Raw genomic sequence first — 24,834 nt, forward strand, 5'->3', positions numbered from 1 at the left:
GAGCGATTTATTGAGCCAGGGCCTTTAGGTACAAGGGCATCTCCAGCAGAGAAGATGGCACATAAGTTAAGGACCAAGGCAGGACGAGCGATCTATGCCTTACGTAAACAAACGGTTGAGCCGGTCTTCGGTATTATCAAATCGGTCTTGGGCTTCCGTCAGTTCTCGCTACGAGGACTGAAGGGAGTGACAGGAGAATGGAGCTTGGTGTGTATGGCCTGGAATCTAAAACGAATAGCCAAGTTGCGCCTAAAATAAGGTATTGAACAGGGATATTCTCAAAAAATAGGAATATCCCTGCATAAATCGCAATTTTTTCTGATTTTTAAGCCTATTGACGGCTTAAGTCCGACAGGCTGCTAGGTGCGATAAAAGCGGTTTCTGAGAAACCGACTTCGGCTGCGATGGCCTGCATCTCTTGTGCTGGGGGTAATTGCTCTCCAATCCATACACCTGCTGGGTTACCACCTTCGGGTGTTTGAGTAAAAGCGGAGAGCCGACGCAAGTTACCCTGTGTGTTGTTGGCTGCGGTGTGGGCGTTATTTTGAGAAGCGACCGTTGCTGCTGTTAAAGTATCAGTTGTCATATGGGTTATGCCTATGTGACTGAATTTGTAAGATTTATGGTCTGTTTTATCGGTATTGTGTTTATTGACGCTGTATTTATTGACATCATATTTATCGAAACTATAGGGTGTTTTATATTGAGCAGAAATACTTAAAAAAGAACAGTGGGTGTTTATTAATGCACATCAATGAGATGAACTGGAACGACCTAAAGTTTTTTTTAGCGCTATCAAGACAAGGTTCTCTTAGTGCTGCTGGCCGTGAGCTAGGTGTAAAGCACACGACAGTGGCTCGTCGTATTCAGGCATTGGAAAGCCATCTGGGAACACGTTTATTCGATCGCTCCCGCTCTGGTTACGCCATGACCCAAGCAGCAGAAAACCTGTTCGAACAAGTTGCTGCTCTGGAAGAGGGGGTTCAGCGAGTAGATCAACAGGGCTCAGGTAGGGATGCTGCTTTATCGGGTCCATTGAGACTGACCATTGCCCATGAGCTAGCCAATCGCTTGATTATTCCCGAGTTGGAGAGGTTTTGTTGTAAGTATCCAGCAATCGAGCTGGAACTAATCATGACCAAAAACCTGATGGATTTGAGGGCGATGGAGGCTGATTTGGCGTTACGTATGACACCCAATCCACCAGAGGATTTGGTCGGTCGAGAGCTTGTGACTATGAGGCACGGAGTTTATGGTCCAGAAGCTATAGTTGATCAACTAAACTCAGGGGAGAAAAATCTGAAAGAAGTTCAGGTTAAAGTGATTCTGTTTGACGATGAGATTACTCCGCCTTCTTGGGTCACTGATCACTTTGAGCAATTCAGCGTCGTACTCAGAGTCGATGATGTTGGTTCTATGGCTGCGGCTGCGGCTAAGGGCATGGGGTTGGTCAAGCTGCCTTGTTTTATTGGTGAAACGGAACCTGGTTTAAAACGGTTGGATCTGGCTACACAGCCATCAAAGTGGGGCATATGGATGTTATATCATGCCGATTTGAGGGAAACTGCCAGAGTCAGGGCGTGCAAAGAATTTCTCGAAGATATTGTGCAGCAGAAGCGATCTGTTTTTTATGGCGAAAAGGTGACCAACCCTTTTTAATATGCTGAACAGGTCAAGGTTATCCACAGAAAAAGTGGGTAAGCTTGTGAATATCTTGTTTCTGTTTGATTTTGGTTTGTCTTATCGGATAGGCCGCTGAATTTACACTGTTTTTAAGTTGTTAACAGTGCCTAAAAGATATACAGCGTTTTGGGCTGATTAGTGGACCGGTTGGTGGGCTGATTGCGGGCTTGAAACGGGAGGTTTGCTTTACTCCTACAGTAACCTCGTTGGTTACTGCAGGAGCAAAGAAGGCCGATTTATTCAGAGATAAGCAGCCATGTGTAGCTTTTATCCCGTTAGGCTTTAAAGCACTTTAGACAGGAACTGCTTCAGACGCGGGTGGGGTGGATTATCGAAGAATTTCTCCGGCGCTTCATCCACCAGCAAGGCACCGTCTTCCATAAAGAGTACGCGGTCCGCCACTTCACGGGCGAAGCCCATTTCGTGGGTGACCACGACCATGGTCATGCCTTCAGCCGCCAGACTCTTCATTACGTCCAGTACTTCACCGACCATCTCTGGATCAAGTGCTGAGGTTGGTTCGTCAAACAGCATGATATCCGGGCGCATTGCCAGTGCACGGGCAATAGCGACACGCTGCATCTGACCACCGGACAGCTGGGATGGGTAGTTGTGCATACGCTCAGCGAGGCCCACCTTGTACATCAGCTCACGGCTATGCTCTTCCACCTCTTTTTTGTCGCGTTTAGCGACAATACGAGGGGACAGCATCACGTTCTCCAGCGCAGTCTTATGTGGGAACAGGTTAAAGTTCTGAAACACCATGCCCACATTTTCACGCAGTTTATTGATATTGGTATCTTTGGCGTACATATCGATACCATCCACCACCAGTGTACCTGCCTGAATCTTTTCCAGCTGATTCAGGGTGCGCAGAAAGGTGGATTTGCCAGAGCCAGAAGGTCCTACGATCACGACCACTTCACCACGGTGAACACTTGTGGTCACATCTTTCAATGCGTGCAGTTTGCCGTAATACTTATCAACGCCTTCAGCAATAATGATTTTTTCAGGTGCATTAGTCACTGGCGGATAACCTCTTCTCAAGACGTTGAATAGCCCAGGATAGCGCGCTGGTCAGTACCAGGTAGAGCAGGGCAACGGTGAACCAAACCTCAAACGGTGCAAAGCTACCGCTTACTACCTCTCGTCCCGCTTTGGTCAGATCGGTAATAGAGATTACAGAGACCAGGGAAGAGTCTTTAATCAAGTTGATAAACTGACCGGCCAGCGGTGGCAGTGTGCGTTTAAAGGCCTGCGGCAGAATGATATAGATCATCGCTTTCGGGTAGCTCATACCCAGTGAGCGTGCGGCTTCCATCTGACCGACGGGAATGGATTGAATACCGGAACGCACGATCTCAGCCACGTAAGCTGCCGTAAAGACAGACAGAGCAATCACACCGGCGGTAAAACGCTCCAGATCCAGTACCGTGCCGAAGAAGAAGTACATGATAAAGATCTGTACCAGCAGCGGTGTGCCCCGGATTACTTCAATATACAGGATCGCCAGGTTACGCAATGCCGGGTTAGCGCTGATGCGCATCAGGCCCACTAGCAGGCCCAGAACCAGTGCGATGACCAGCGAATAGAGGGAGATCTCGATGGTAACGATCAAGCCTTCAATAATAGGACCGATCTGCCAATCGTTCAGAGTGGCGAGGGTGTCACCTTCAAAAATCAGGTCGCCTTCAGCGGCCACCATCTCGGTGTATTTTTTTACGATAAAAGGATCTGCACCACTGTCCAGCACCAGATGCAGGGACTTGCCGTCACTACCCAGTTCTAAGGTGCCATCCCCCGGAGCAATAATTTCCTGAGGTTCAGTGTTAATGATGTAAGGGGTGACGCGATCCCAGCGCCAAGTGTAATCGATTTTGCCGCTGGCCAGGTATATGGAGTACCCCAAGACGAACACAATGGCGACAAAAACACTATTCCATAGCCAGACTCTCTGCTGATCTTGCATAACTTTATTAAGCCCTGGAATGTTTATGAATTGAAAAACAAAAAAGCACAACCCGGCTATACCGGGTTGTGCCAACCTGGGCAACGCGTCTTTATGATCGTCTCACCGATAACGGGGACAGCCTCTGAATAACACGTTGATTCAGGCGTGTATTAATATCAGCTGTAACGCCAATATTTACTGAACCTGTTTCAGCCAAGCGTCAGACTTGAACCACTTGTTGTAAACACGCTCATAACGACCGTCGCCTTTAATCTGGCGCAGGTAGTTGTTCAGGAAGTTCAGGAAGTCCGGATCACCCTTACGGATTGCCCAACCCAGTGGTTCGTAGGTGAAAGGCACTTCGATATGGGAGATCTGATTTGGGTTCTGAGAAGCATACAGCGCATTGAATGGCAGATCGTAAACGAAAGCGTCTGCTTTACCGTTAGCCACTTCCAGAACTGCATCCGCCTGAGTTTCGAACAGGCTGATATTGGCTTTACCGATAAGACGCTTAACAGCCGCTTCACCGGTTGTACCCAGTTTGGTCGCAACGGTGTAATTGCCGTTGTTCAGGTCTTTATAGCTCTTCACTTTACCTTCCAGCTTAGGGTTCAGCAGGATGGTTTGGCCGATCACAACATACGGATCAGCGAAGTTAACTTTCAGGTTACGCTGAGGCGTGATGGTCATACCGCCCATGATCACATCACATTTGTCGGTCAGCAGTGCAGGGATAATACCGTCCCAAGCGGTATTTACAGGTGTAAAGTCTACACCCATATCTTTAGTCATCATCTTGGCCAGATCGATATCAAAGCCGATGAAATCACCGGATTTGGATTTCATTTCGAACGGCATATAACCCGCATCGAAACAAACTTTCATCGCGCCGCGATCCAGAATGTTGTCCAGTACCGACTCGTTAGCACTTGCACTGGTGTAAGCAACGCTGGCACCGACCAGAGTAACAGCCGTTGCTGCTGACTTCAGGAATTTTTTCATGTAGTAAACCTTATAAATTATTTTTGTGTCACAAAGGGGCCCCAATCTTTCTTTAGCCGCTGCTAATACGACCAAGGAGGTATTGCGGAGCAGGTTCAACTCTTTGTGCAATCGAATTGGATTATCAGCTCTAACACTAATGAATTCAAGGAATAGAGTGATATGTTGTTACGTGGTGATTACAGAACGGTAAATATTTCTTCACAGTACTGATAAAATAAATTTATTTACTGTAAATGAGAAAGGTGATCCCTAAGGTAGGGTTAATACTCTATCAGAAATTGCTTTTGCAATACAATCCGGGCTTTTGTTGTTGTAGAGATGTCGCTAATAAACCCGGCGTTGGGTCGAAATTGGTATTGTTGTCGCGAATTCTTATGCTTATCGGCTGAAAAGCAGAGGTTCATACCTCCGCCTTACCCAATTTAAATGTTACCAAAGCCAAAACAGTGGCGAGTAATAGTGTGATCGGTAGCATCACCAGGTCAATCTGTATCACCAAAGGGGTGATTTGCGCCACTGCAGAGCCCACCAACAACTGTATAAACCCTAGCATGCCCGTTGCGGTCGCTGGTGCAGTGGTGGCGGTACTGATCGCCGCAGACTGCGCATTGGGCTGGCTTAAGCCTCGGCCAAAGGTAAACAAAGCCATAGGGATAAACAGCGCCTGATAGCTGATGCCCTGCGTGATAAACAACACGAGCATCACGACTGCGGCCAATAGAGACAAACTATGACCCAGCGGGATCATACGGTAGACCCCTAGTTTGGCCGAGATCTTACCGGCGGTCATGCTGCCCAGAAAGAAACCTCCCGCGACCAGTAAAAACCAGTTGCCGTAATCCGCTGAGTTGCCTGCTAATGCCTGATCCACCACAAATGGCGCACTGGTCATAAAAGCAAAGAAACAGGCGGCAATCAGGGTGCTGGAAAGCACCATATATAGATATTGTCGGCTTTTGATCACTTCCCGGTATTTGCCAAACAGTTGGCCGATACCGCCACCTTGTCCCAGAGGTTGAGTGTTGTTGGGGACATAAAATATCGCCCCTAACCACACCAGTGAACCCATAAACATCGATAGATAAAAGACCGACTGCCAGCTAAAGGCCAGGTTCATATAGCCGCCCAAAGTGGGTGCGATCGCCTGAGCCGAAGCGATACCCAGAGTGATATAGCCCAGATACCCCGCCGCTTTATCCCGTCCGTGCTGTTCCACCAGAATACTGCGTGCCAGCAACATTCCGGTACAACCCCCCAGGGCTTGCAGGATACGCCCCAGCAGCACCTGCCAGATCTCAAACGCCAGGGCGCCTAACAAACAACCGGCGATATGGATCAGAAAACCCCAAAGCAGAATAGGGCGACGACCGTAACGATCCGCCAGAGGACCACTTACAAACTGGCCTATCGCCAGAGTCAGCAGATACAGGGTAAAGCCCAGTTGCACGGTAAACTGGTCGGTATCAAAAGCCTCAACCAAGCCGGGCATCACAGGAGCAAAGATATTCAGCGCCACCGGACTGGCTACCGCCATCGCCATCAACATGGCCATCGGGGGGGAGATGGAGGGTGAGGCGCTAGATGGTTTTTTTTCAGTCACAACAGAGGCTTCCAGAATGAGAGAGGGCTATTCTAAACGGAATATGGTGTATGTTCTTATGGTGATTGTGCTTTGATTATATGAGTGCTTTTTTATCCGCATATAGTTTGTCGGGGCTGTAAAAGTAAAAAAGCCTGGAACCAAGCGCAGGCCATGGTCCAGGCAAGAGTTCAGATGACAATGTCAATCTGAGGGGGCTAGCAAGCACTCAATCAAGTGAATCGCTTGTGTAGGCTGCCCTGCTTTTTGGCAGAGCCGTGGACCTGTGATTCACTGGCAGGAGTTTGATTTTTAAACCGCTATCGGATTCAGTATAAAGCCGAAAGCCAGACTCAATATAAAGCCGAGAACGGAAGAAAATTTAAATGGCTTGTGCCAGTAAGGCGTCAATACCCGCCTGTGCACATTCGCAATCCTGTTGCTCGGAAGCACCGGATACACCGATAGCGCCTAACAACATATCACCTTGTTTAACTGGAATACCGCCGCCAAAAGTCACCAGGCCGGGTTGTTGACTCAGACCATTTAACAGGTGAGGTTTTTCGCCTAAGCGCGTCTGCCAATCACTGGTCGGAAAACCAAAGCTGGATGCGGTGCGGGCCTTGCCTTCTGCAATCTGAGTACAGTAGGAGGGGGCGTGGTTAATACGCTGCATCACCAGCGGATTACCGTGACGGTCCACCACATAGGCGCAGATCTTTAATCCCTGACTTTCAGCATACTCGCAAGCCGCCTGGGCGATTAAAGCCGCTGATTTCCAGTCCAGTGAGTGTTCTTCAATAAACATAGGATTGAATGCCGTTTCCAAAAAGAGAGAGAAAAGGGGCTTGAGGAAGCCCCTTTATGACACATCTATCACGCTTCTATCTACGCATCGAATGGGCGTCGATGAGTTTTCAGATGTTAATCGCTGAGAGTTAACCAATAGCCATCAAAGTCTACGCTTAAACTTCAAACGCAACATTCACCTGACCAGTACCTGAACTTGGGAAGTACTCACCGATAATTTCGGCTTTACCCTTATACTCATCCCAACCCAGGGCACCAAACAGCATAGCCGTATCGTGCATGCCGCCTTCACCAGAGCAGTATTGGGAGTACTCTGGCAGCATTTTCAGGAAGGTGGCATATTCACCTTGTTGCCACAGGTCCAGCACACGCAGATCCATTTGACGGTTAAATTCACTGGAGATCGTGAAAGTACCATTATTGGCAGCGTAGTCATCGTTCGCCCAGATTTTATGAGACAGGGAGCCAGACGCCACCAACAGTACTTTACTGTCGCTTTCTTCAATGGCTTCACGGATCGCCTGGCCCAGCAGGCGGGAAGACTCAATGCTGTGAACCGTACACCAACCGGCAATAGAAACCACTTTCAGGTCAGATTCCGGGTTCATATAGCGCATCGGTACCAGAGTACCGTATTCCAGAGTCAGAGATTCAACCTGGTGAGACAGGGTATGAACGCCCTTCGCAGTCGCTTTCTCTGCAATCAGGTCACCCAGAGTTGAGTTGCCTTGGTACTCGTATTCCAGGTTTTGGATAAAGTGTGGGAACTCGTGACTGGTGAAGTTGCCCTTAAAGTTATCAGAAGAGTTCACGTGATAACCGGCATTAACCAACCAGTGAGTATCAATCACAACGACAGTATCTGCACCAGCTTCACGGGCACGGCGGGCAATTTCCTTGTGACCATCAATGGCTTGTTGACGCTTACCTTCCAACGGGCCTGGTTGCTCAGACATCAGCATGGTAGGAACGTGAGTCACTTTTGCGGCTAAAACGATTTCACCCATCTTGTTAAACCTCTGTTATTTTTTTGTCTTGCGTTACCAAGCCCTTGGGATGCTTAGCGGCCTTTGTCGTGGTCTGCCCATACTTTGATCAACAAGGATCAAAATAGGCATAAAACTAATTAACATATTAAGTAATGCGCTCAATATAATTAACATGTTAATGAATGGCAAGGCAGAAAACAGATCTTTTGCGCTCAATCAATTTTTGGCTGGGGTGGCAGGATTTGGCTGGAGCTGGAAATCCACCGGATGGCGGAGGTTGAAGAGGGAGAAAGACCAGGCAATGAAATCAGAGCAAGGTTATGGAGCTGAGATTACTGTCTCGTCTTTTTACAGAGATGCTTCATATTTAGGCAAACGCTGCAGCGAAGTTTTGTAGTTCAGGCAGATGTTTTGGATTCCTCTGCTGAACAATATCTTCGTTGATTTTTAAAATAACTGATTTAAAGACCTCGGTATTATTTTTCAGGCCTTGGGAATCTATAAGAATCTTTATTTCACTGAGGCTATTGTCGTTAAGCTTGAAAGAGAAACGCTTAGATGCCTTAGCTTTGGCCAGATCAGAATGTAAAAGATCATTCAGATCTTTCGAAGGGTAGCGCCCACTACTTAAGGCATGCAGATAGTACAGCACCAGTGGCTTATTGAAGCTATCTGTCAACGTAGGATCTATTTTCTGACCTGCCAGAGTCAGAATATCCAAAAAATGTGCCGGTAAGCGGATATCTACTGGCGTTTTAATCTTGTTGTATTCAGCTTTCACTTTTGCGGTAGATTGCTTAGGTATGCTGGCAATCTCATTACAACTGTCACAGACGGCAGCCAGCACATTTTTGACTGTGCCAGATTGGTCACTAAAGTCTATGTCCCTTAGTAAATAGGTGGCTTGTGTTAGTCCACAATTGGCGCAAACAACTTGTCTTTTATCGCCTTCTTTAACAATTTTCATGTTAGACACCGCTTTCATGCACGCTGACAAACACAGCATCTGGCTTGACAAAATAAAACTTGATGTACCAGCGTTTGCCATCCTTAAACGGCGTAAAAACATGCACATCAACTTCAGGGGCTTTATGGTGGGAACTTACTGTATATTCATTACCGCGAGTTCTTTTGACCAGCTCGACGACATAATCATCGGTGATCTGACCACACTGAAACAGGTTTTTGACATCAATATTGCCCCTGGTCTCATGGTCTTATGAGCCAGTTTCTATGCACTCCACGAGTTGCTTTTTAACGTCAGTAAATCCCATATCAAAAGTCCTTCCCTGATCTTTGAAAAGTACTCAAATGTGAGTACTTTTTAGCAGCGTACGCAGATATACGTACATATTCAATATTGTCTGGGCAAAAGTTACTGCTTTAAACGCTCAATCAGATCGGATTTCCGGCTTATGCCCAGCTTCTGATAAGCCCGTTTACGATAGGTAATAACGCTGGATTCTGCGATACCCAGCTTACGAGCCAGGGTTTTGGCGGTATGGCCAGAGGCGATCAGTTCGCAAATCTGGGCCTCTCGCTCGGATAGACCGGCCGCTAATAGATGGCCCTGTACGCCACGGCCCTGATTCTCTTCCCGAAAGTGGCGCAGTAGCAGCGAGCTGACCAAGGCACTGCACTGCTCCAGGTTTTCAATCTCTTGCTCTGTGAAGTCCTGTCTGGATTGATAGAAGTTGATATAGAACAGTCGATTCTGTTCTTCATCATGAGCCGCGATAGCAAATTTACCCGTTAGATCCGGTACGTTATAGAAACGGCGGCGATACACTGGGGGTAGATGTTTTTTTAGCATCAACTCACAGGCCGGTTGAGCCGGATTCTTAATCACTTCTTCTGCCAGGCGGGCCAGTAAAGGATCGTTATGATAGCTACCATCCAGATAGAGTGAGGCGAACTGAAGCCCAAGGTCGGCATTGTAAATATTATGGGCCAGGCGGCAGCGAGGTTCTTTCTCTCCGTTGGGAAACTCAAACACCATATACTGTTCGATTTTGGCAATATGGCCCATCAATTTAAAAAAGCGCGGATAAAAACGCTCGTAGCCAATTGCGTCAATACAGGATGCCAGGGGCAGATTAACCAGATTAAACAGGGCGTTGTTATCGCTCATAACTAGGTTTCCGGGTGATTGTAGTGAGCGTTTCGCAGGCTTCTGAATTGCTCGGCATATTCACCATACCGGAAAGATAAAGCGAATGTGCGGGATTTTTATCTCTATTTTATGGGGATAGCAACCCAGCGGTCAGCCGAATATGAAAGCTGGAGTACTCCACCTCGGCATTGATTGGGTTGCGGCGAGTTTAATGAGAGTAAATGGAAGTATATAATGCATTGGCATCCTTTAAGCTAAATGCTTTCAGGCACCCCAATAACACCTTCAAGTATTTTTCTGCCTCAATCTTGCCTGTTAGCAATTAAAAACCCAAAAAAGCTTGACCCAAATCATTTTTGGCATAAACTTTCAGAAAATACTGAAAGTTCAGAACATAAAATATGAAGATGACCGATAAGCTTGAGTCCTTTGTGATGCACTGCGGTGAGATGGGCAGCCGCTGGGGGTTTAATCGCACCGTTGGACAGATGTATGGCCTGCTGATTATCAGTGAAGAGCCATTGAGTGCGATTCAGATCTCGGAAGCACTGAATATCTCCCGAGGTAATGTCAGTATGGGGATTAAGGAACTGCAATCCTGGCGCTTAGTGCAGGTTCATCACAAACCGAAAGACCGCAAAGAGTATTACTCTCCCGCTGGTTCGATCTGGGATATGGCAATTCGTGTCTTTGAAGAGCGCCGTAAGCGCGAGGTTGATCCGACGCTGTCGCTGTTGAGGGATAATCTGCTGGACGAACCTGCCAATTCGCAGGAACTCTATGCTCAGGAGCGAATGCGGGAGATTCATGATCTTCTGGAAACGATAACCGAGTGGGCCAGCGAGCTACAGGGCCTGAGCCCCGACAAGTTGAATACCCTGATGAAACTGGGTGCGGGGGTCAGTAAGGTTATCGATATGAAAGACAGGCTTCTTAAAAACGATTGAGCGAATTGGCAGTTGCTCTAAGCACCTTTTTTGCGCTCCTCACTGGTTCTTTCCAGGCATTAAATGTGTTTTGAGCGACTGCCAAACTCAGTCTTCTCCCCTTGAGCGCATCATAACTTCGCTTCACTTCTACCCGATGCGCACTAAATAAGGTTATGAGGTACGTTATGCTAGATACCTTAATGTTGTCGCGCATTCAGTTTGCTACGAATGTCAGTTTCCATATTCTCTTTCCAACCATCACTATCGCATTGAGTTGGTTTCTCTACTTTTTCAAACTGCGCTTTGATCAAACCGGCCATCCGATATGGATGCGCGCCTATCGTTTCTGGGTGAAAATCTTTGCCCTGACCTTTGCTATTGGTGTGGTGAGCGGTATCACCATGTCGTTCCAGTTTGGCACCAACTGGCCCATGTTTATGGAAACGGTCGGTAATATCGCAGGCCCATTGCTGGGTTATGAGGTATTAACCGCCTTTTTCTTAGAGGCGGGTTTCCTGGGCATCATGCTGTTTGGTATGCACCGGGTTTCACCTAAAATACATACCTTATCCACTTTGATCGTCGCCGTTGGCACCACGATTTCAGCATTTTGGATTCTGTCACTGAACTCCTGGATGCAAACCCCGCAGGGGCATGAGATACGGGATGGTGTTGCCTATGCGGTAGATTGGTTTGAGATTATCTTTAACCCCTCTTTTCCCTACCGCCTGAGCCATATGCTACTGGCTTCGGGTTTGACTGCATCCTTTTTTATTGCCGGTATCAGCGCCTATCGCCTACTGAAAGGTGACGATAAACAGGCGCCAAAGCTGACGTTGAAAATCGCGTTAACGGTTGCCGCTATTTTGACACCGCTACAGGTGTTTGTCGGTGATCTGCATGGTTTAAATACTCTGAAACACCAGCCACAAAAAATCGCCGCAATGGAAGGGGTATGGGAAACCGAAAAAAGCGCGCCTCTGCTACTGTTTGCGGTCCCCGATGAAGAAGCTAAAACCAATCACTTCGAGATCGCTATTCCCGGTATGGCCAGCTTTATTCTGACCCATGACTTTAATGGCGAGATCAAAGGCTTCAATGAGTTTGAAGGCAAAACTCCGCCGATGGCACCTGTGTTTTATAGCTTTCGCGTTATGGTGGGTATTGGCATGTTAATGCTGCTGATCGCCTGGGTCGCGCGTATTCAGCTGGCCCGTCGTGAGTCGCTGCCTAATTGGATGTTAAAAGCCTTGGTGGCGATGAGCTTCTCTGGTTGGGTTGCCACGCTTGCGGGTTGGTATGTCACCGAGATCGGTCGTCAGCCTTGGTTGGTGACAGGGGTTTTAAGCGTTAAAGATGCTGCGACAGATATCGACCCAACCAATGTTGGTCTCTCGTTAAGCGCTTATCTGCTGCTGTATGCCGTATTACTCGTCGCCTATCTGCATACCCTGTTTACCATGGCCGGTCGTGCGGTTGAGATCGAAGAGATTACGGAACAAGAAAAAGCTCAGCAAGCAAAGAGCACGCTAGCGCTTAACTCGTGATGGCCATGTCAACTTTTGTCAAACAAAACGCAGGATACTGATTATGTTTGAAGCCAATACTTTAGCGGTTATTTTTATCGCTTTGATGGGACTTGCGGTTCTGATGTATGCCGTGCTGGATGGGTATGATCTGGGCGTCGGTATTTTGTTACCTCTGGAACAGCAAGAGGACAGTGACACCATGATCGCCTCAATCGGGCCATTTTGGGATGCCAATGAAACCTGGCTGGTCTTAGCCGTTGGTCTGTTATTGATCGCTTTCCCCGCCGCTCATAGTCTGGTGTTTAAGGAGCTGTACCTGCCGACAGCAGTACTTTTAATCAGCCTGATCTTGAGAGGCGTGGCGTTTGATTTCAGGGCCAAAGCGGTTTTCAGTCATAAGGCAACCTGGAACAAGGTGTTTAAAGTTGGTTCACTGCTGGCGGCCTTGAGTCAGGGCTATATGCTGGGCATGTATGTGATGGGCTTTCAGAGCACGGCGGCCGCTTATGGTTTTAGCCTGCTGAGTGCCTTTGGTGTGGCCGCCGCCTATAGCTATATCGGAGCCTGTTGGTTGGTGATGAAAACCGAGGGTGAACTGCAACAGCAAGCGGTGAACTGGGCGAAAAAATCCGGTTGGGTCTGTTTTATCGGTGTGGTCGCGGTCTCTATCGTCAATCCGGCGATCAATCCCAGTGTATTTGCCAAGTGGTTTACCTGGCCTAATATGCTGCTGATTGCCCCTCTGCCGGTGATCTGTTTCACCTTGTTTGTGATCAGCGACCGACTGCTGAAGCAGTTGCCTTTACCGGGCGATAAAAAGTGCTGGCTGCCGTTTGTCAATGCAGTGGCAATCTTTATCCTGTGTTTCTTTGGCTTAGCTCTAAGCTTCTTCCCTTATATCGTGCCGGATCAACTGACCATCTGGGAGTCCGCTGCGGCACCGGAATCGCTGAGCTTTATCCTATGGGGCGCGATTCTGGTGGTGCCAGTAATCATCAGTTATACCGTGTATTCCTACCGGGTATTCTGGGGTAAGGTGCGGGAGCTGAGCTACTATTAATGGGTTGAGCTACCATAATGGGCTGAGTGCCTTAGCATGAATTTCTTCCGTGGAAATAGCTGATTGAGGCTGAGAGAGCCATTTAATGATGAATCTACAGCCTCGGAAATAGTCTATAAACTTTATTTTTAAGGGGTGTTTTGCCGAGTTAACACTATCCGGTAAATTTTCTTAAGAATTTTCATCAGAGTCGGGAACTAAACAGAATCCACGCAGACTATTAACTTGTTGTTAAATTTTTCACTGAAATGAATCAGCTAGGAGATACGTAATGGGTCTGTTTGATATGTTTAAAGGTGACAGTGGTGATCAGATGACACCTCACCTGGCATTTGCTACTTCACTGCTTTACATGATCGCGGCAGATGGTGAATTCGACAACGAAGAGATCGGTCAGCTGCTGGCGGTACTGGGTGGTGAGAAGAGCGGTGGTTCTATCGGTGTTGGTGCTAATAACCGTGCCCTGCTGGATTCTGCTCAGCGTTATATGAGTAAAAACAGCATTGACCAGTTCCTGGCAGAAGCAGCACCTCTGCTGTCTGATGCTCAGAAGATGTGCATTCTGACTAACCTGGTGGACTCTTCCCTGTCTGATGGGCAGGCTGAGCCAGAAGAGCAAGCGATGTTTGCTAAGTTCCTACAGGCGTTTGAGATCACTGAAGAGCGCTTCCAGCCATTCTTTGAAGTGCTGGCGCTGAAACATGATCGTTCAGTATTTACAGCGGAGAATCACCCGAAAAATGACCCTAACTTCCGCGTAAGCCTGTCTCAGTAAGATCGGGCTGTCGCTGTGAATTGATTTTACTGTGGTTTTAAGGGCCTGACCGTAGCATGCTGCGGTCAGGCTTTTCCATTATCGGGGGATATAAAATGTAGAGGCTTTACAGTGCAGCGCCCAAAGGGGTTATAGCACTTAGAGCATTCGTTTTCATATTGGTACTCCCCTGATATTTCACTCTAATGTTCATATTATCTACGTTTCACACGATGTCTCCGGACAAATGTATTGTCCTTCAGTTGCTAAATCCTGCCTGTGAAGTACCATCCTATTTAGAGGCTAAAATAGAGATTAAAAGTGTGCCATTGGTGTTACTTTTCTTTGCGAATCAAATCACTGTGTGCAGGAGTTTCCTGAGCGATGAGTCAGGCTGCGAATTCGGATGTGCGGGACTTTTTTATTAAACCTTCGGTCAGTCAAGGCCTGTTTCGGTGGTTTGATTTTCGTCAGTTTGTGGAAAGAGGCAGTACGCTGAACTTGTCCGATGGACAGGCGCCACCTCAATCTTTAGTTCAGTGGCTGGCATTATGGCAGCGGCAAACCAGGGATGCCCGTAATATGGGGTATGGCAATCAACAGGGGTTTCAAAATCAGGTTGGAGTGCCTTGGTGGTTTGGTTTGGTATGCCTGGTATTGGGCGTATTAACCATGCTGGGGGTATTGATGGCCCACGCGGGCAGTGCCATTAATATTTGGGCACCGCTGTTTCTGTTTGCTTTCCTGCCTTTTATCTTTTCTCTGTTGTCTGGTTTTTTGCCTCTGTTTATCTCTTCTGAGCGGCGCTCAAAACCGATGGCGTATAATCTGTTAGCCAAACACCTGAATCTCCCCGAATTTGAACGCCATCGTATGCTGTTACAGCCCTGGCTATCTGGTCAGCTACAAAAAGGTGCCAGCTTTGCTTTATTGGGCGGATTAGCCTGCTTTTTTGTTTTTGCCACTTTTCAGCAGGTCAGTTTTTACTGGTCATCCACCTTTATTACCGATAGCACCACTATGACGCAGGTATTTCATTGGATCGCCTTGCCGTGGCAATGGTGGTTGGACGCTCCGGGTCAGGTATTGGTTGCTGCCAGTCAGCACCGATTAACCGCAGAAGCTATTGTTCAGGGACACTCATCGGCGCTGTGGCAGTTTATTGTGATGGCGGTACTGTGCTACGGCTTGCTGCCAAGGCTGATGTTGATTGCAATATTCCGTGGACAGTTAAAGCGACGCTTAAGTCAGGCGATTGAGGTATCCAGCCTATTTGAGCAGTTTTTAAATCGCCATCAGCAGACCTTTTCTATAGATCCTTTAATGCCAGATGCACCTGAACAGCCGCAGGGAGCGCCGGATAAAACGACCAATAAAGCAGATAATCTGGAAAAGAGTGAGCCGGTTGAACGTGTTTACCAAGACCAAAATGTCGTGTCGGAAAAAAGCCCCCCTCTTTCTGCTGCTGATTTAGATGCCGACATAGTGTTGGGCTGGCGTTTGGCTCAGCCTGATAGCCGGGTAAGTAAAAATTTGGGTGCAGGTTCCTGGTTGGATGATGAGGCTTATCTGGAGAGCCTGAGTGATTCTGCGGTCCATGTCAGTTCTCAGATAACTTTTCACACCGGCTCTCAATCTTCTTCTTTATCAGACCCGCAAAGCATTGCTTTGTTGGTTGAGGCCTGGCAAACACCGACCGGTGAACTGGCTGATGTTGTTGATATCGTCAGTGAACAGAAGATTCAAATTGAACTGTGGTTGACTGGTTTAGATGCCCAGCCCGAACGCTCTGATATGATGCTAAAAACCTGGCAGTTTTTTGCTAAACAACATCAAATTAAGTTGCGTATTCGAGGCTGTTCGGCTGAAGGCTCCAGCACTCAAGGCGATACACACCAACACTCAGAGACAGGGAAGTAAGAGGTGGACACAGTCAAAACTGTCTTAAAAGATATCCCTAAATTTGCTGTTGTAGGACATCCCAATAAGGGCAAATCCAGTATAGTGTCGACGCTGACCCGCCAGGATGCGGTCAGTATCTCTGAGGTTTCAGGTACGACAACTCAGGCTCAGGGTTTTACGTGTAGTGTTGATGGTGTCCCCCTCTATGAGTTGGTGGATACACCGGGGTTTCAACGTCCCCGTCAGGTGCTGGAATGGCTACAGCAGCATGTGAATAACGCCTCTCAGCGGGCCGAGGCGGTACAGGCCTTTTTGAGTGAACAGCAAGGGAAGGAAAACAGCCGTTATAAGGATGAGGTTGAGCTGTTAACGCCGATTATGGCCGGTGCAGGTATCTTGTATGTTGTTGATGGTTCTCTGCCCTATACCCCGGAATTTGAAGCTGAAATGTCGATCCTGCAGTGGACAGGCCAACCCCGCATGGCGCTGATCAACCCCATTGGTGGTGAGGTTTATGTTGAGCAGTGGCAAGCGGCGTTATCGCAGTTTTTCAGTATCGTGCGGGTGTTTGATCCCATGACAGCTAATGAGCAGAAAAAGTCAGCGTTACTGTCTGCCTTTGCGGAGCTGCATGAACCCTGGCGTAAAAATATCGAGCAAGCTCTGGAGCGTTTGCAGGACCAGCAGGCCAAGCTGGATGTACAAAGTGCTTATCTGGTGGCGGAGTGTCTGTCCAGTATTCTTTCAGAGAAACAGCATATCAAGGTGCCGACTCAGTTTGTTGAATCGACACTAAAGAAACAGTTGTCAAAGCAGTATCAGCAAGCACTGCGCACATATGAAAACCAGTGTTGGCAGCAGCTGCAATCGTTATACGCGCTGACCCGGTTACAGACTCATGCCCATCAACTTGAAGCGGATTTCCCTGACCTGTTTGATCAGTCCTCCTGGTATCTGTTTGGTCTGGATCGCAAAAAGCTGGTGGGTTTATCGACTGCGGCAGGTGCTGCCTCGGGAGCCATTATTGATGCTGGTGTTGGCGGTGCTTCTTTTATGGCGGGTGCTCTAACCGGGGGCTTGGTCAGTGGTCTGGCATCACTGGCAGCGACGATGAAAACCGATGGCCTGAAGATTAAAGGCGTGCCGGTTGCGGGTAAGCAGCTCAGTGCAGGGCCGGTGAAAGATCCCGCTTTTGCTTTTGTGGTATTGGGACGCCAACTGGACTTTCTGGATGTGATCAGTACAAAAAACCATGGCGATCGTGTTGCGGTGGCTGTGCAGGAAAGAGGCATGAGCCACAGGTTGGACCGCTTAAGCAAAAAGCAACAGGTGCAATTGACCCGTTTGCTGCATAAGGCGTCAAAAGGCCTGAGTCAGAGTGAAACAGGCCAGTTGGCAGAACTGATCGGTTTATTGCGTCATTCAGTTGGTTAAGGTGGAGGCGTCTTCCATTTTCAGAATACTGATACGGGAGAAAACCTGCAGATTGGCATCGTTCTCAGCCAGAATTGATGCTTTTTCACCAGAGTGATCAACCTGATACTCCAGCACAATACCGGTATCGTCATCAACACGCAGGAAGGTATCCACCAGGCTTGGGATCATATCCGGTACCGCTTGGGAGCCAATACTGATAGGCCCTTGCTGGGCTTTGGTCTGGCAGGCATAGCTGAGCTGGCAGTATGCTTCATGAGTGTTCGCTTCAGCGCCATCCACACCGGTCGCTGCGCTGGCTGTGATATGATACAAACCCTGTTTCAGACGAATCACTCCCGTCTCCGGCATCAGTGTGATGCTGTCTCCCTGTTCACTGTCAACATGGGTGAGCTTTCTAATATTCGCGCCCTGTTGCAGAGATGCTTTCTGATTGGAATACTCTGAATAAACTGCAAACTCATTAACCATTGGATGACTCCGTTCTCTTATTCTGCTTACTTGTGATGTAGTGCCGTGTTCCGCCTACTGTAGTCGTGATATATGACTAAAGTATGTTACGTATCACAATTGGGGTAAATGATGTTTTGCGTCAATGGATATGTCGTTTTTGGCAGGCAAGAGAAAAACTGTCATCTGTCAGTGACTCACAAAGATGCGGAGATTAAAAGCTCGAGGGCATTAAAAACAGTTGCGGCTTGAAAAGCACAGAGGTAAACCAGGGCAGCGGTAAAAAGGCCTGGACGATAAACAGCAAGGATTAATCATAGTACTGAAAAGGCTCCTCTTCATAGGGCGGAAGATAGCGAATAATGTGATCACCCGAAAGTTGTGTACAAGCCACATCCGCTAATAACCAGCCATTTTGCACCACATAGACACCGGCACGCTCAACCTTGTCGCGGGTGCCATCTTCAAGCCACTCTCCATTACTGATGCTGGAATACACCACATATTTATATTGACCACGGCTGAAAGTTAAGTTGCCTTCGCCACCGCCACTATAGGCGGTACGGCTGAAATGGACCTGAGATTCCAACTCCAGTTCAATATTGCCGGGTTTGCCAAAACGGTAGATCAGGGTTTTATCATTAGCAGAGCATACAGAGAGGCTTTTTGTACCAACAGGGCAGGAGAAAGAGACCTTCTCATGAGTCTGACATAACAGGTCTGCACTGACTGTCTGGTGTAGTACGAGCAGCAACAAACAAGCGGGTAGTGTTTTTGTCATATTATCTCCATGAGAAGGCTTGGTCTTCTTAAATGTTTTTTACCCGTGAATTATTGGCTTGATTAATAACCGCCACCGGTAAAGCTGCTCAGTAGCCACCAGCCAATCAAACTCAGAATGGCCACCACAATTAAAAAGCGCTTAGCGGAAAAACTGGAAGCTTCTGCAGGTGTTGGTGTGTTTTTAGACCCCGTTACCATGGCCTGAATCAGGCGTTCCCGCTTGATCGCATCGTGGTAAAGCACCGCCGCCAGATGCAGAATGACCAATGCAATCAGCAGATCAGCAATCTGATGATGCAGACTGCTCAGCAGCTCAACCATATCGCTATCAAGATAGGCCACCAGGGGGCCATCGGTATAGATATCATCGGTTGTGCCAAGACCTGTAAGCCCCTGTGACAGCAGTGTTAAAATCAGCAGTACCACCATCCAGCCACCGACAGGGTTATGGCCGACATAATGGGAGTCGCTGCGTACCGCAATCACATCCGGTACGGATTTCAGCGTGGTAAACGGTGAACGGACAAAGTTAATAAAGCGTGCGTGATAGCTGCCCAGAAATCCCCAGATGATGCGATAGCTGATCAGGGCCAGTACGGCATAACCTGCCTGCACATGGTTTTCCATCTGAACACCTTCCGTACCGCTCCACCAGAGAAAGCCAATCAGGGCGGCCAGACTCCAGTGAAACAGGCGGATGCTGATATCCCATACTTTAACTTTCTGCTGCTGTCCTTGCGCAGGAGGCTGAGCAGAAGTCCCGGAAGAATTTTCTGGTGCAGGTTGTGCTGATTGTTGAGTCATAGTGATAAATCCCTGAATCTGACCGTTAACGAGCTTGTTCAATAGCGTGTAGCAATTCATCCTGACTCAGAATTTCACTGAGCAGAATACCGTCTGGGGCACCTGGGCCGTAGACTGCATTAAAAGGAATGCCAAAGCGTTGGTGTTTATTGAGAAAATCACTGATCACCGCATTCGGGCGGGTCCAGTCACCCTGCATGGCAATAATGCCCGGTGCATTTAATGTGTCTTGTACCTTCCCGGTATGAATCACTGCAATTTTGTTGGCAACACAGGAGACACACCAACGTGCGGTAATATCCACAAATACCAGCTTGCCATCAGCGACATGCTGAGCAATTTGATCTGGTTTGAAGGCTTTCCAGTTGATCTGATCTTCCACTTCACCGCCACTTGGCGCAGGCGGTGCGGCCATTGGCATAGGGCTGATACTTAACCAAGCGACCAGAGGTAAAGCCCAGAAAACAGCCCTGATACGGGTGCTTAGCCACCAGATTAGCAGTAATCCCGAGAACAGGCCTACGCCCCATAAGGCCACAAGATCAGCTAGCACCCACAGCAACCAGCTGGCGGTTGCCAGCAAGCTCACAGAAAGTATTTTTTTCAGGGTGATCATCCAGGGGCCGGGTTTTGGCAGTTTATACACCCATTGTGGGCGCAGCATCAAGAGTAGATAAGGCAGTGCAAGGCCGATCCCCATGGTGATAAAAATCGCGAGTAACTGTGGCGCATCCTGAGCAAAGGCAAAGCCGACGGCGGTTCCCAGGAAAGGGGCGGAGCATGGCGTTGCCAGTAACGTTGCCAACGCCCCCTGAGCAAAAGAGCTGATCCAGGCATTGTTCTGTGTATCCGTTGAACTACCAGCTTTTGGTGTACCCAGATTGGCGATAAAACCGGGGAGGGAAAACTCAAAACGACCCCATAAGTTAGCGGCAAACAACACGACGGCAATGGTCAGAGCGGCAATAAAAAGTGGCTGTTGGAACTGAATGCCCCAACCAATAGCCTGACCGCTGGCTTTTAATGCGATAAGTACGCCCGCCAGAGCTGCAAAGGAGCTGATAATACCCATAGCGGTGGCAAAAAAACTGGTACGCATCTGACTGCCGTTGAGGTCCTGATGCTTTATCAGGTGCAGTACCTTAATGGATAGTACCGGTAAGACACAGGGCATCAGGTTCAGAATCAGGCCACCAGCCAGAGCCATGAGTAGCATCAGCCATAAGCCCGCTCCTGTGCTTTGCGTCTGATAGGTCTGGGTAGAGGGGGCGGTTGATAAGCTTTTAGGCAGAGGCGTCAGAGATGTTACTAGAGTTTGCCACTCTGCATTCAATTCATAAGCCCCGAGATTTGTGCGAATCACAACGCTGGCAGGCTGCGCCGTATCAGGTAGCTGTTTGCGCTGAATAGAAAACTGGGCTTGAATCGTTTTTCCACTTTCAGCCTGATCGGCTTGAGGGTTTTGTTCTCCCCTCTGTTCCAGCTGACGCCAAACCGGCGCATCCAACTCAGGTTCTGGTTGTACTTCCGGGAACAGATCTTCCAGTTGATAATTTTTGGGCAGATCAATATCCACCTGCAGCAGCTTTTGCTCAGCATCAAGCGTGATACGAGCAGGGGGAATATTGGCGACTGCTGCTGGCAGAGGAATCAGGGCTTTAAACTGATCAATGGCAAAGGCGCTGTCGATATCGGTCGCTTGGTTGGCTTTATCCAGGGTTAGCGACATCGGGAAGCTGGCGGGTACACACAGCTCCTTACAGATCAGTAAGCGAGCATCCACCTTTAAGTCAGGTTCTGAGACTGCCAGATCCCGAGTGATCGTCAGAGGGAAGATGACTCTGTCCTCGTAACCATAGAGCTGCAGGCCCTGAAAATCCAAACGATGGGGAGCCGGGTAGTGCAGCTCAATATTATTGATGCCACTGGAGCCCTCCCAGATCAGTTTCGGGGGAATACCTGCGGCCCCCGGAGTGCGCCAGTAGGTTTTCCAGCCGGGCTCCATTTCGACTTCAAGACCTGCAGTAAAGGTCTCCTGCTGCGGCAAAACGCCCGCGACCAGGAGTCTGGCCTGACCATAAGGTGTTTTGACCCATTCGCTGCTGGCCGCAAAGCTGAACAGAGTGTGCAGTATTAAAACAACAAAGAGCAAAGCGGCTGAAAATACTGGCATTTTTAACGTGCGCAAAACCTAAATCCCATCATTGATTGCCAAGTTGGCAAGGATATCAAACCAAGTGCAAAGTAGACATTGCTAACTTATAGAGGTTCATTGCTCTGTATCTTTGGGTGTCAGACCGGATGGTTTTCGAGGTTGAGTAGCTCTCCCAGGCGAGTGGTTTTTAAAAGGAAATGCTTTCTAGAAGGAAGTGCTTTCTAGGAGGAAGTGCTTTCTAGGAGGAAGTGCTTTCTAGGAGGAAATTGTTTCGATAGTCCTTTTAAGAGTTGAAAGAGTATGCTTTCAGAGGTTTTTATGACTATTCAGTCATTGTGTATTGTTTGTCGGGTAAGCTCTAGTGTCCATAAAGTATATATAAAGAGGTTAGTCAAACGTTTGAATATTGATCTGTATCATCCTTACTATGTTGCCTGTATAAAAAAGGGGCGGTCATAATGCTTTATTGGGTAAAAATGACGCAATAATAGGTTGTTTTTGATGTTTTATTGTTGTTTTTATGGATTTTTTGTTGTTATTTTCTTGCTTTAAAAAGCTGTTTGAACAGGGTTTTAATTTACAGGGTTTATGTTATTTTCTTTTAAGTGTTGGGCTGGATAAATAGAATAATAAGGGCTTTTCGAGCTAATTATGAAACAGCACCGATAACAACTTCTACTCCATGACATACTTGTTGATGCTCATTTATTGAGCAGAGATTCTTATCGAAACAGATTGAAAACCGAAAGGGATAAAACCTGTGGTCAATGCATTTCAAAATAAGTCCCTGGCAGCCCAGCTCACTATCGTTATCTCCCTGTTAATGGTGTGTGCCAGTGCTGTTATTACTTTTAGCTTGACAGTTGAAGCTCAGAAGGAACTGAAAAAAGAAGCTGAATTGAGTTTGACTCAACAAAGCCTGCTGGTCAGTGAATTATTAGAGTTCTACTATCAGGACAGTTTTCATAATGCGCAAAGACTGTCCGATATCTTCTTTAATATGTTTCCGTCCAGTGTCAGTACCTCAGATAAGAGTGTAGCTGTTGCCAATTATAGTACTAAAGCACTATTGGATGAAAATGGTGTTATTAATGGTAACTTTACCAAACCGGACCAGTTTACCCGCATGACGGGAGGGACTGCGACAGTATTTGCCCGTCATGGTGATGACTTCTTACGTATCAGTACATCCCTGAAAAAAGAGAATGGTGACCGGGCCTTTGGCACCCTGCTGGGCACGGGGCATCCCGGCTATAATAAACTGATCGCCGGTGAAACCTTTCACGGCGTAGCCCACTTGTTTGGGCGCGACTACATGACGATTTATCGCCCGATTCAGCAAGATGGCCAAACTGTAGCTGTGCTCTATATCGGTTTTGATCTGACGCAGGGGCTGACTGAGTTACGCTCCACTTTAGCTAAGATGACCGTCGGAAAAACAGGCTATGCGACCGTTATTGCCGGTAAAGGCCATAAGAAAGCAGGTACAGTGCTGATGCATCCAAGCCTGGAGGGTAAAGTACTCACGGATCTACCAGCCGCGGATGGTAGCAAACCGTTCAGGCTGTTCCATGAGCAGAAGTCCGGCCTGATTCACTACAGTTGGTTCGATCAACAGCAACAGCCTAAAGATAAGGTGGCTGCCTTTAAGCATGTGGCGGGTTGGAACTGGGTGGTTATTTTGGGCAGCTTCAGTGATGAGTTTGCCGAAACCAGTGTCATTCTGCGCAATATGATGATTCTGATGATGTCTATCAGCACCGCGTTGATTATCGCTATCTGTGCCTTGATGCTGCACCGTCGTCTGGCACCTTTAAATAAGGTGACACAGGATCTGGTTGCAATTGGTCAGGGGCGGTTGAATACCCCTTTGCCTGAAGTGCGAGTGAGCTCTGATTGCAGTAACGAAATTCTGCTCTTGAGGCAGGGGACGCACAACATGCGTAATGGTCTGGTAGAGTTGGTCGGTCAGTTAAGTCAGGCTTCCAATGCGCTGAAGCAGAGTGTCGGTCAGGTACGTCAGGCCAGTAGTAATACCGAAGCGGCAGTGGATCAGCAATCTCTCGAAACCCAGCAGGTTGTTACCGCAATGGAAGAGATGGCCAGTACTACCGCCGATGTGGCAGAAAATGCCCGTGATTCCGCGAACACCACAGCACAGGGGCGGGATAAAGCTGCGGCGGGCCGTCAGGCTTCCGAAGCGATTCACTCTACGTTGGATTTCCTGGCAGAGGAGATGCAAAAGGTCTCTGGTCTGATCAAAGAAGTGTCCACCGAAAGCAACAATATCAGTCAGTTTATGACCACGATTAACGAGGTTGCGGAACAAACCAATCTGCTGGCGCTGAATGCTGCCATTGAAGCAGCCAGGGCTGGTGAGTCGGGCCGGGGATTTGCAGTCGTTGCTGATGAGGTGCGTACACTGGCAGGCAGAACTCAAAATGCTACGGGTGAGATTCATCAGTTGGTAGAGCGTCTGCAAGGTAAGATCAATCAGGCCGTATCAGCGATTGAAACCAGCAACGAAGCCTCACAGGAGAGCCGAGACCGTGCCGATCAGGCGCGGGGTGCCTTGGTTGAGATCAGTGATTATATGGCTCATATTGCCGATATGGGGATCAATATTGCCACTGCAGCGGAGCAACAGGCGGCTGTAGCAGAAACGGTGACTCAGAGTCTGCACAATATTCGTCAGCTATCCGACCATACCCGTGTACAGAGCGATAATAGCGTATCTGCCAGTGCTAATCTGGATCGTGTTGCTGGAGAGATCGAGCAGAAACTATCCCGTTTCCAGCTGTAAATCTGTTTCCGTAAATAAGGTGACAAAGGATCTGGCTTTTCATACTTTGCCATTGTACGCACCGAAATAGTGATATCGGTGTTACACCGCCCTGAACT

Annotated in this window: 22 protein-coding genes; 9 read left to right on the forward strand and 13 right to left on the reverse strand. The window is 48.1% G+C overall.

Annotated elements, in window-relative coordinates:
* A partial coding sequence (locus H579_RS25880; RefSeq protein WP_028301364.1) for a transposase occupies positions 1-258 on the forward strand: 258 nt, incomplete at its 5' end.
* 73 nt (positions 259-331) lie between these two features.
* Here H579_RS25880 and H579_RS0115020 read toward each other — a convergent pair.
* On the reverse strand, positions 332-586 hold the full coding sequence (locus tag H579_RS0115020) for a PhzF family phenazine biosynthesis protein (RefSeq protein ID WP_028301365.1): 255 nt from the start codon (positions 584-586) through the stop codon (positions 332-334).
* 158 nt (positions 587-744) lie between these two features.
* Between H579_RS0115020 and H579_RS25885 the strand changes: the two genes are divergently transcribed.
* Entirely contained in the window at positions 745-1,659 is a 915-nt protein-coding gene (locus H579_RS25885) for a LysR family transcriptional regulator (protein WP_051227680.1), read from the forward strand.
* A gap of 306 nt (positions 1,660-1,965) precedes the next feature.
* Here the strand turns inward: H579_RS25885 and H579_RS0115030 are convergent, their stop codons facing one another.
* The 8 genes from H579_RS0115030 to H579_RS0115075 all read right to left on the reverse strand — a co-directional run bounded on the left by H579_RS0115030 (position 1,966) and on the right by H579_RS0115075 (position 10,151).
* Positions 1,966-2,709, reverse strand: a complete 744-nt coding sequence (locus H579_RS0115030; RefSeq protein ID WP_028301366.1) for an amino acid ABC transporter ATP-binding protein — start codon at positions 2,707-2,709, stop codon at positions 1,966-1,968.
* Positions 2,702-3,652: an amino acid ABC transporter permease gene (locus tag H579_RS0115035; RefSeq protein ID WP_028301367.1), complete on the reverse strand. Its 951-nt coding sequence runs from the start codon at positions 3,650-3,652 to the stop codon at positions 2,702-2,704. The genes H579_RS0115030 and H579_RS0115035 overlap by 8 nt, the downstream gene beginning before the upstream one ends.
* A 177-nt stretch (positions 3,653-3,829) precedes the next feature.
* Positions 3,830-4,639: a transporter substrate-binding domain-containing protein gene (locus H579_RS0115040; protein WP_028301368.1), complete on the reverse strand. Its 810-nt coding sequence runs from the start codon at positions 4,637-4,639 to the stop codon at positions 3,830-3,832.
* 403 nt (positions 4,640-5,042) lie between these two features.
* Positions 5,043-6,242, reverse strand: coding sequence for an MFS transporter (locus H579_RS0115050; protein ID WP_245583286.1), 1,200 nt, complete (start codon positions 6,240-6,242; stop codon positions 5,043-5,045).
* A 361-nt stretch (positions 6,243-6,603) separates the two neighbouring features.
* Complete coding sequence (locus tag H579_RS0115055; RefSeq protein ID WP_028301370.1) at positions 6,604-7,029, reverse strand: GlcG/HbpS family heme-binding protein; 426 nt, start codon at positions 7,027-7,029, stop codon at positions 6,604-6,606.
* 157 nt (positions 7,030-7,186) lie between these two features.
* Positions 7,187-8,038, reverse strand: coding sequence for a 3,4-dihydroxyphenylacetate 2,3-dioxygenase (gene hpaD, locus H579_RS0115060; protein ID WP_028301371.1), 852 nt, complete (start codon positions 8,036-8,038; stop codon positions 7,187-7,189).
* 349 nt (positions 8,039-8,387) lie between these two features.
* Complete coding sequence (locus H579_RS0115065; protein ID WP_028301372.1) at positions 8,388-8,987, reverse strand: hypothetical protein; 600 nt, start codon at positions 8,985-8,987, stop codon at positions 8,388-8,390.
* A 408-nt stretch (positions 8,988-9,395) separates the two neighbouring features.
* Positions 9,396-10,151 (reverse strand): helix-turn-helix domain-containing protein, encoded by a 756-nt coding sequence (locus H579_RS0115075; protein WP_028301374.1) that lies wholly within the window; start codon positions 10,149-10,151, stop codon positions 9,396-9,398.
* A gap of 389 nt (positions 10,152-10,540) precedes the next feature.
* Here H579_RS0115075 and H579_RS0115080 point away from each other — a divergent pair, with 389 nt between their 5' ends.
* The 6 genes from H579_RS0115080 (at position 10,541) to H579_RS0115105 (ending at position 17,741) form a co-directional block, all read left to right on the forward strand.
* Positions 10,541-11,080, forward strand: a complete 540-nt coding sequence (locus H579_RS0115080; RefSeq protein WP_245583287.1) for a GbsR/MarR family transcriptional regulator — start codon at positions 10,541-10,543, stop codon at positions 11,078-11,080.
* 167 nt (positions 11,081-11,247) lie between these two features.
* Positions 11,248-12,609, forward strand: a complete 1,362-nt coding sequence (locus H579_RS0115085) for a cytochrome ubiquinol oxidase subunit I (RefSeq protein WP_028301376.1) — start codon at positions 11,248-11,250, stop codon at positions 12,607-12,609.
* A 43-nt stretch (positions 12,610-12,652) separates the two neighbouring features.
* Entirely contained in the window at positions 12,653-13,651 is a 999-nt protein-coding gene (gene cydB / locus H579_RS0115090) for a cytochrome d ubiquinol oxidase subunit II (protein ID WP_028301377.1), read from the forward strand.
* A gap of 271 nt (positions 13,652-13,922) precedes the next feature.
* Complete coding sequence (locus H579_RS0115095) at positions 13,923-14,426, forward strand: tellurite resistance TerB family protein (protein ID WP_028301378.1); 504 nt, start codon at positions 13,923-13,925, stop codon at positions 14,424-14,426.
* A 363-nt stretch (positions 14,427-14,789) separates the two neighbouring features.
* On the forward strand, positions 14,790-16,325 hold the full coding sequence (locus H579_RS0115100) for a DUF2868 domain-containing protein (protein ID WP_028301379.1): 1,536 nt from the start codon (positions 14,790-14,792) through the stop codon (positions 16,323-16,325).
* Positions 16,326-16,328: 3 nt separating this feature from the next.
* The gene (locus tag H579_RS0115105; protein ID WP_028301380.1) at positions 16,329-17,741 is read left to right on the forward strand and encodes a GTPase/DUF3482 domain-containing protein; all 1,413 of its coding nucleotides are present in this window, start codon (positions 16,329-16,331) and stop codon (positions 17,739-17,741) included.
* Here the strand turns inward: H579_RS0115105 and H579_RS0115110 are convergent.
* From H579_RS0115110 to H579_RS0115125, 4 genes are all read right to left on the reverse strand, one after another.
* Complete coding sequence (locus H579_RS0115110; protein ID WP_028301381.1) at positions 17,730-18,212, reverse strand: hypothetical protein; 483 nt, start codon at positions 18,210-18,212, stop codon at positions 17,730-17,732. The genes H579_RS0115105 and H579_RS0115110 overlap by 12 nt on opposite strands.
* Before the next feature lie 289 nt (positions 18,213-18,501).
* On the reverse strand, positions 18,502-18,972 hold the full coding sequence (locus H579_RS0115115; protein ID WP_028301382.1) for a hypothetical protein: 471 nt from the start codon (positions 18,970-18,972) through the stop codon (positions 18,502-18,504).
* A 62-nt stretch (positions 18,973-19,034) separates the two neighbouring features.
* Entirely contained in the window at positions 19,035-19,778 is a 744-nt protein-coding gene (locus H579_RS25890) for a cytochrome b/b6 domain-containing protein (protein WP_051227681.1), read from the reverse strand.
* Between the two features lie 25 nt (positions 19,779-19,803).
* Positions 19,804-21,966, reverse strand: a complete 2,163-nt coding sequence (locus tag H579_RS0115125; protein WP_157834631.1) for a protein-disulfide reductase DsbD family protein — start codon at positions 21,964-21,966, stop codon at positions 19,804-19,806.
* A 727-nt stretch (positions 21,967-22,693) separates the two neighbouring features.
* On the opposite strand from H579_RS0115125, the gene H579_RS0115135 reads away from it, so the two are divergent.
* Positions 22,694-24,736 (forward strand): methyl-accepting chemotaxis protein, encoded by a 2,043-nt coding sequence (locus H579_RS0115135; RefSeq protein WP_028301384.1) that lies wholly within the window; start codon positions 22,694-22,696, stop codon positions 24,734-24,736.
* Positions 24,737-24,834: the final 98 nt, after the last annotated feature.

It is taken from the genome of Oceanospirillum beijerinckii DSM 7166 (assembly GCF_000422425.1).
GTDB classification, from domain to species: Bacteria; Pseudomonadota; Gammaproteobacteria; order Pseudomonadales; family Halomonadaceae; genus Oceanospirillum; species Oceanospirillum beijerinckii.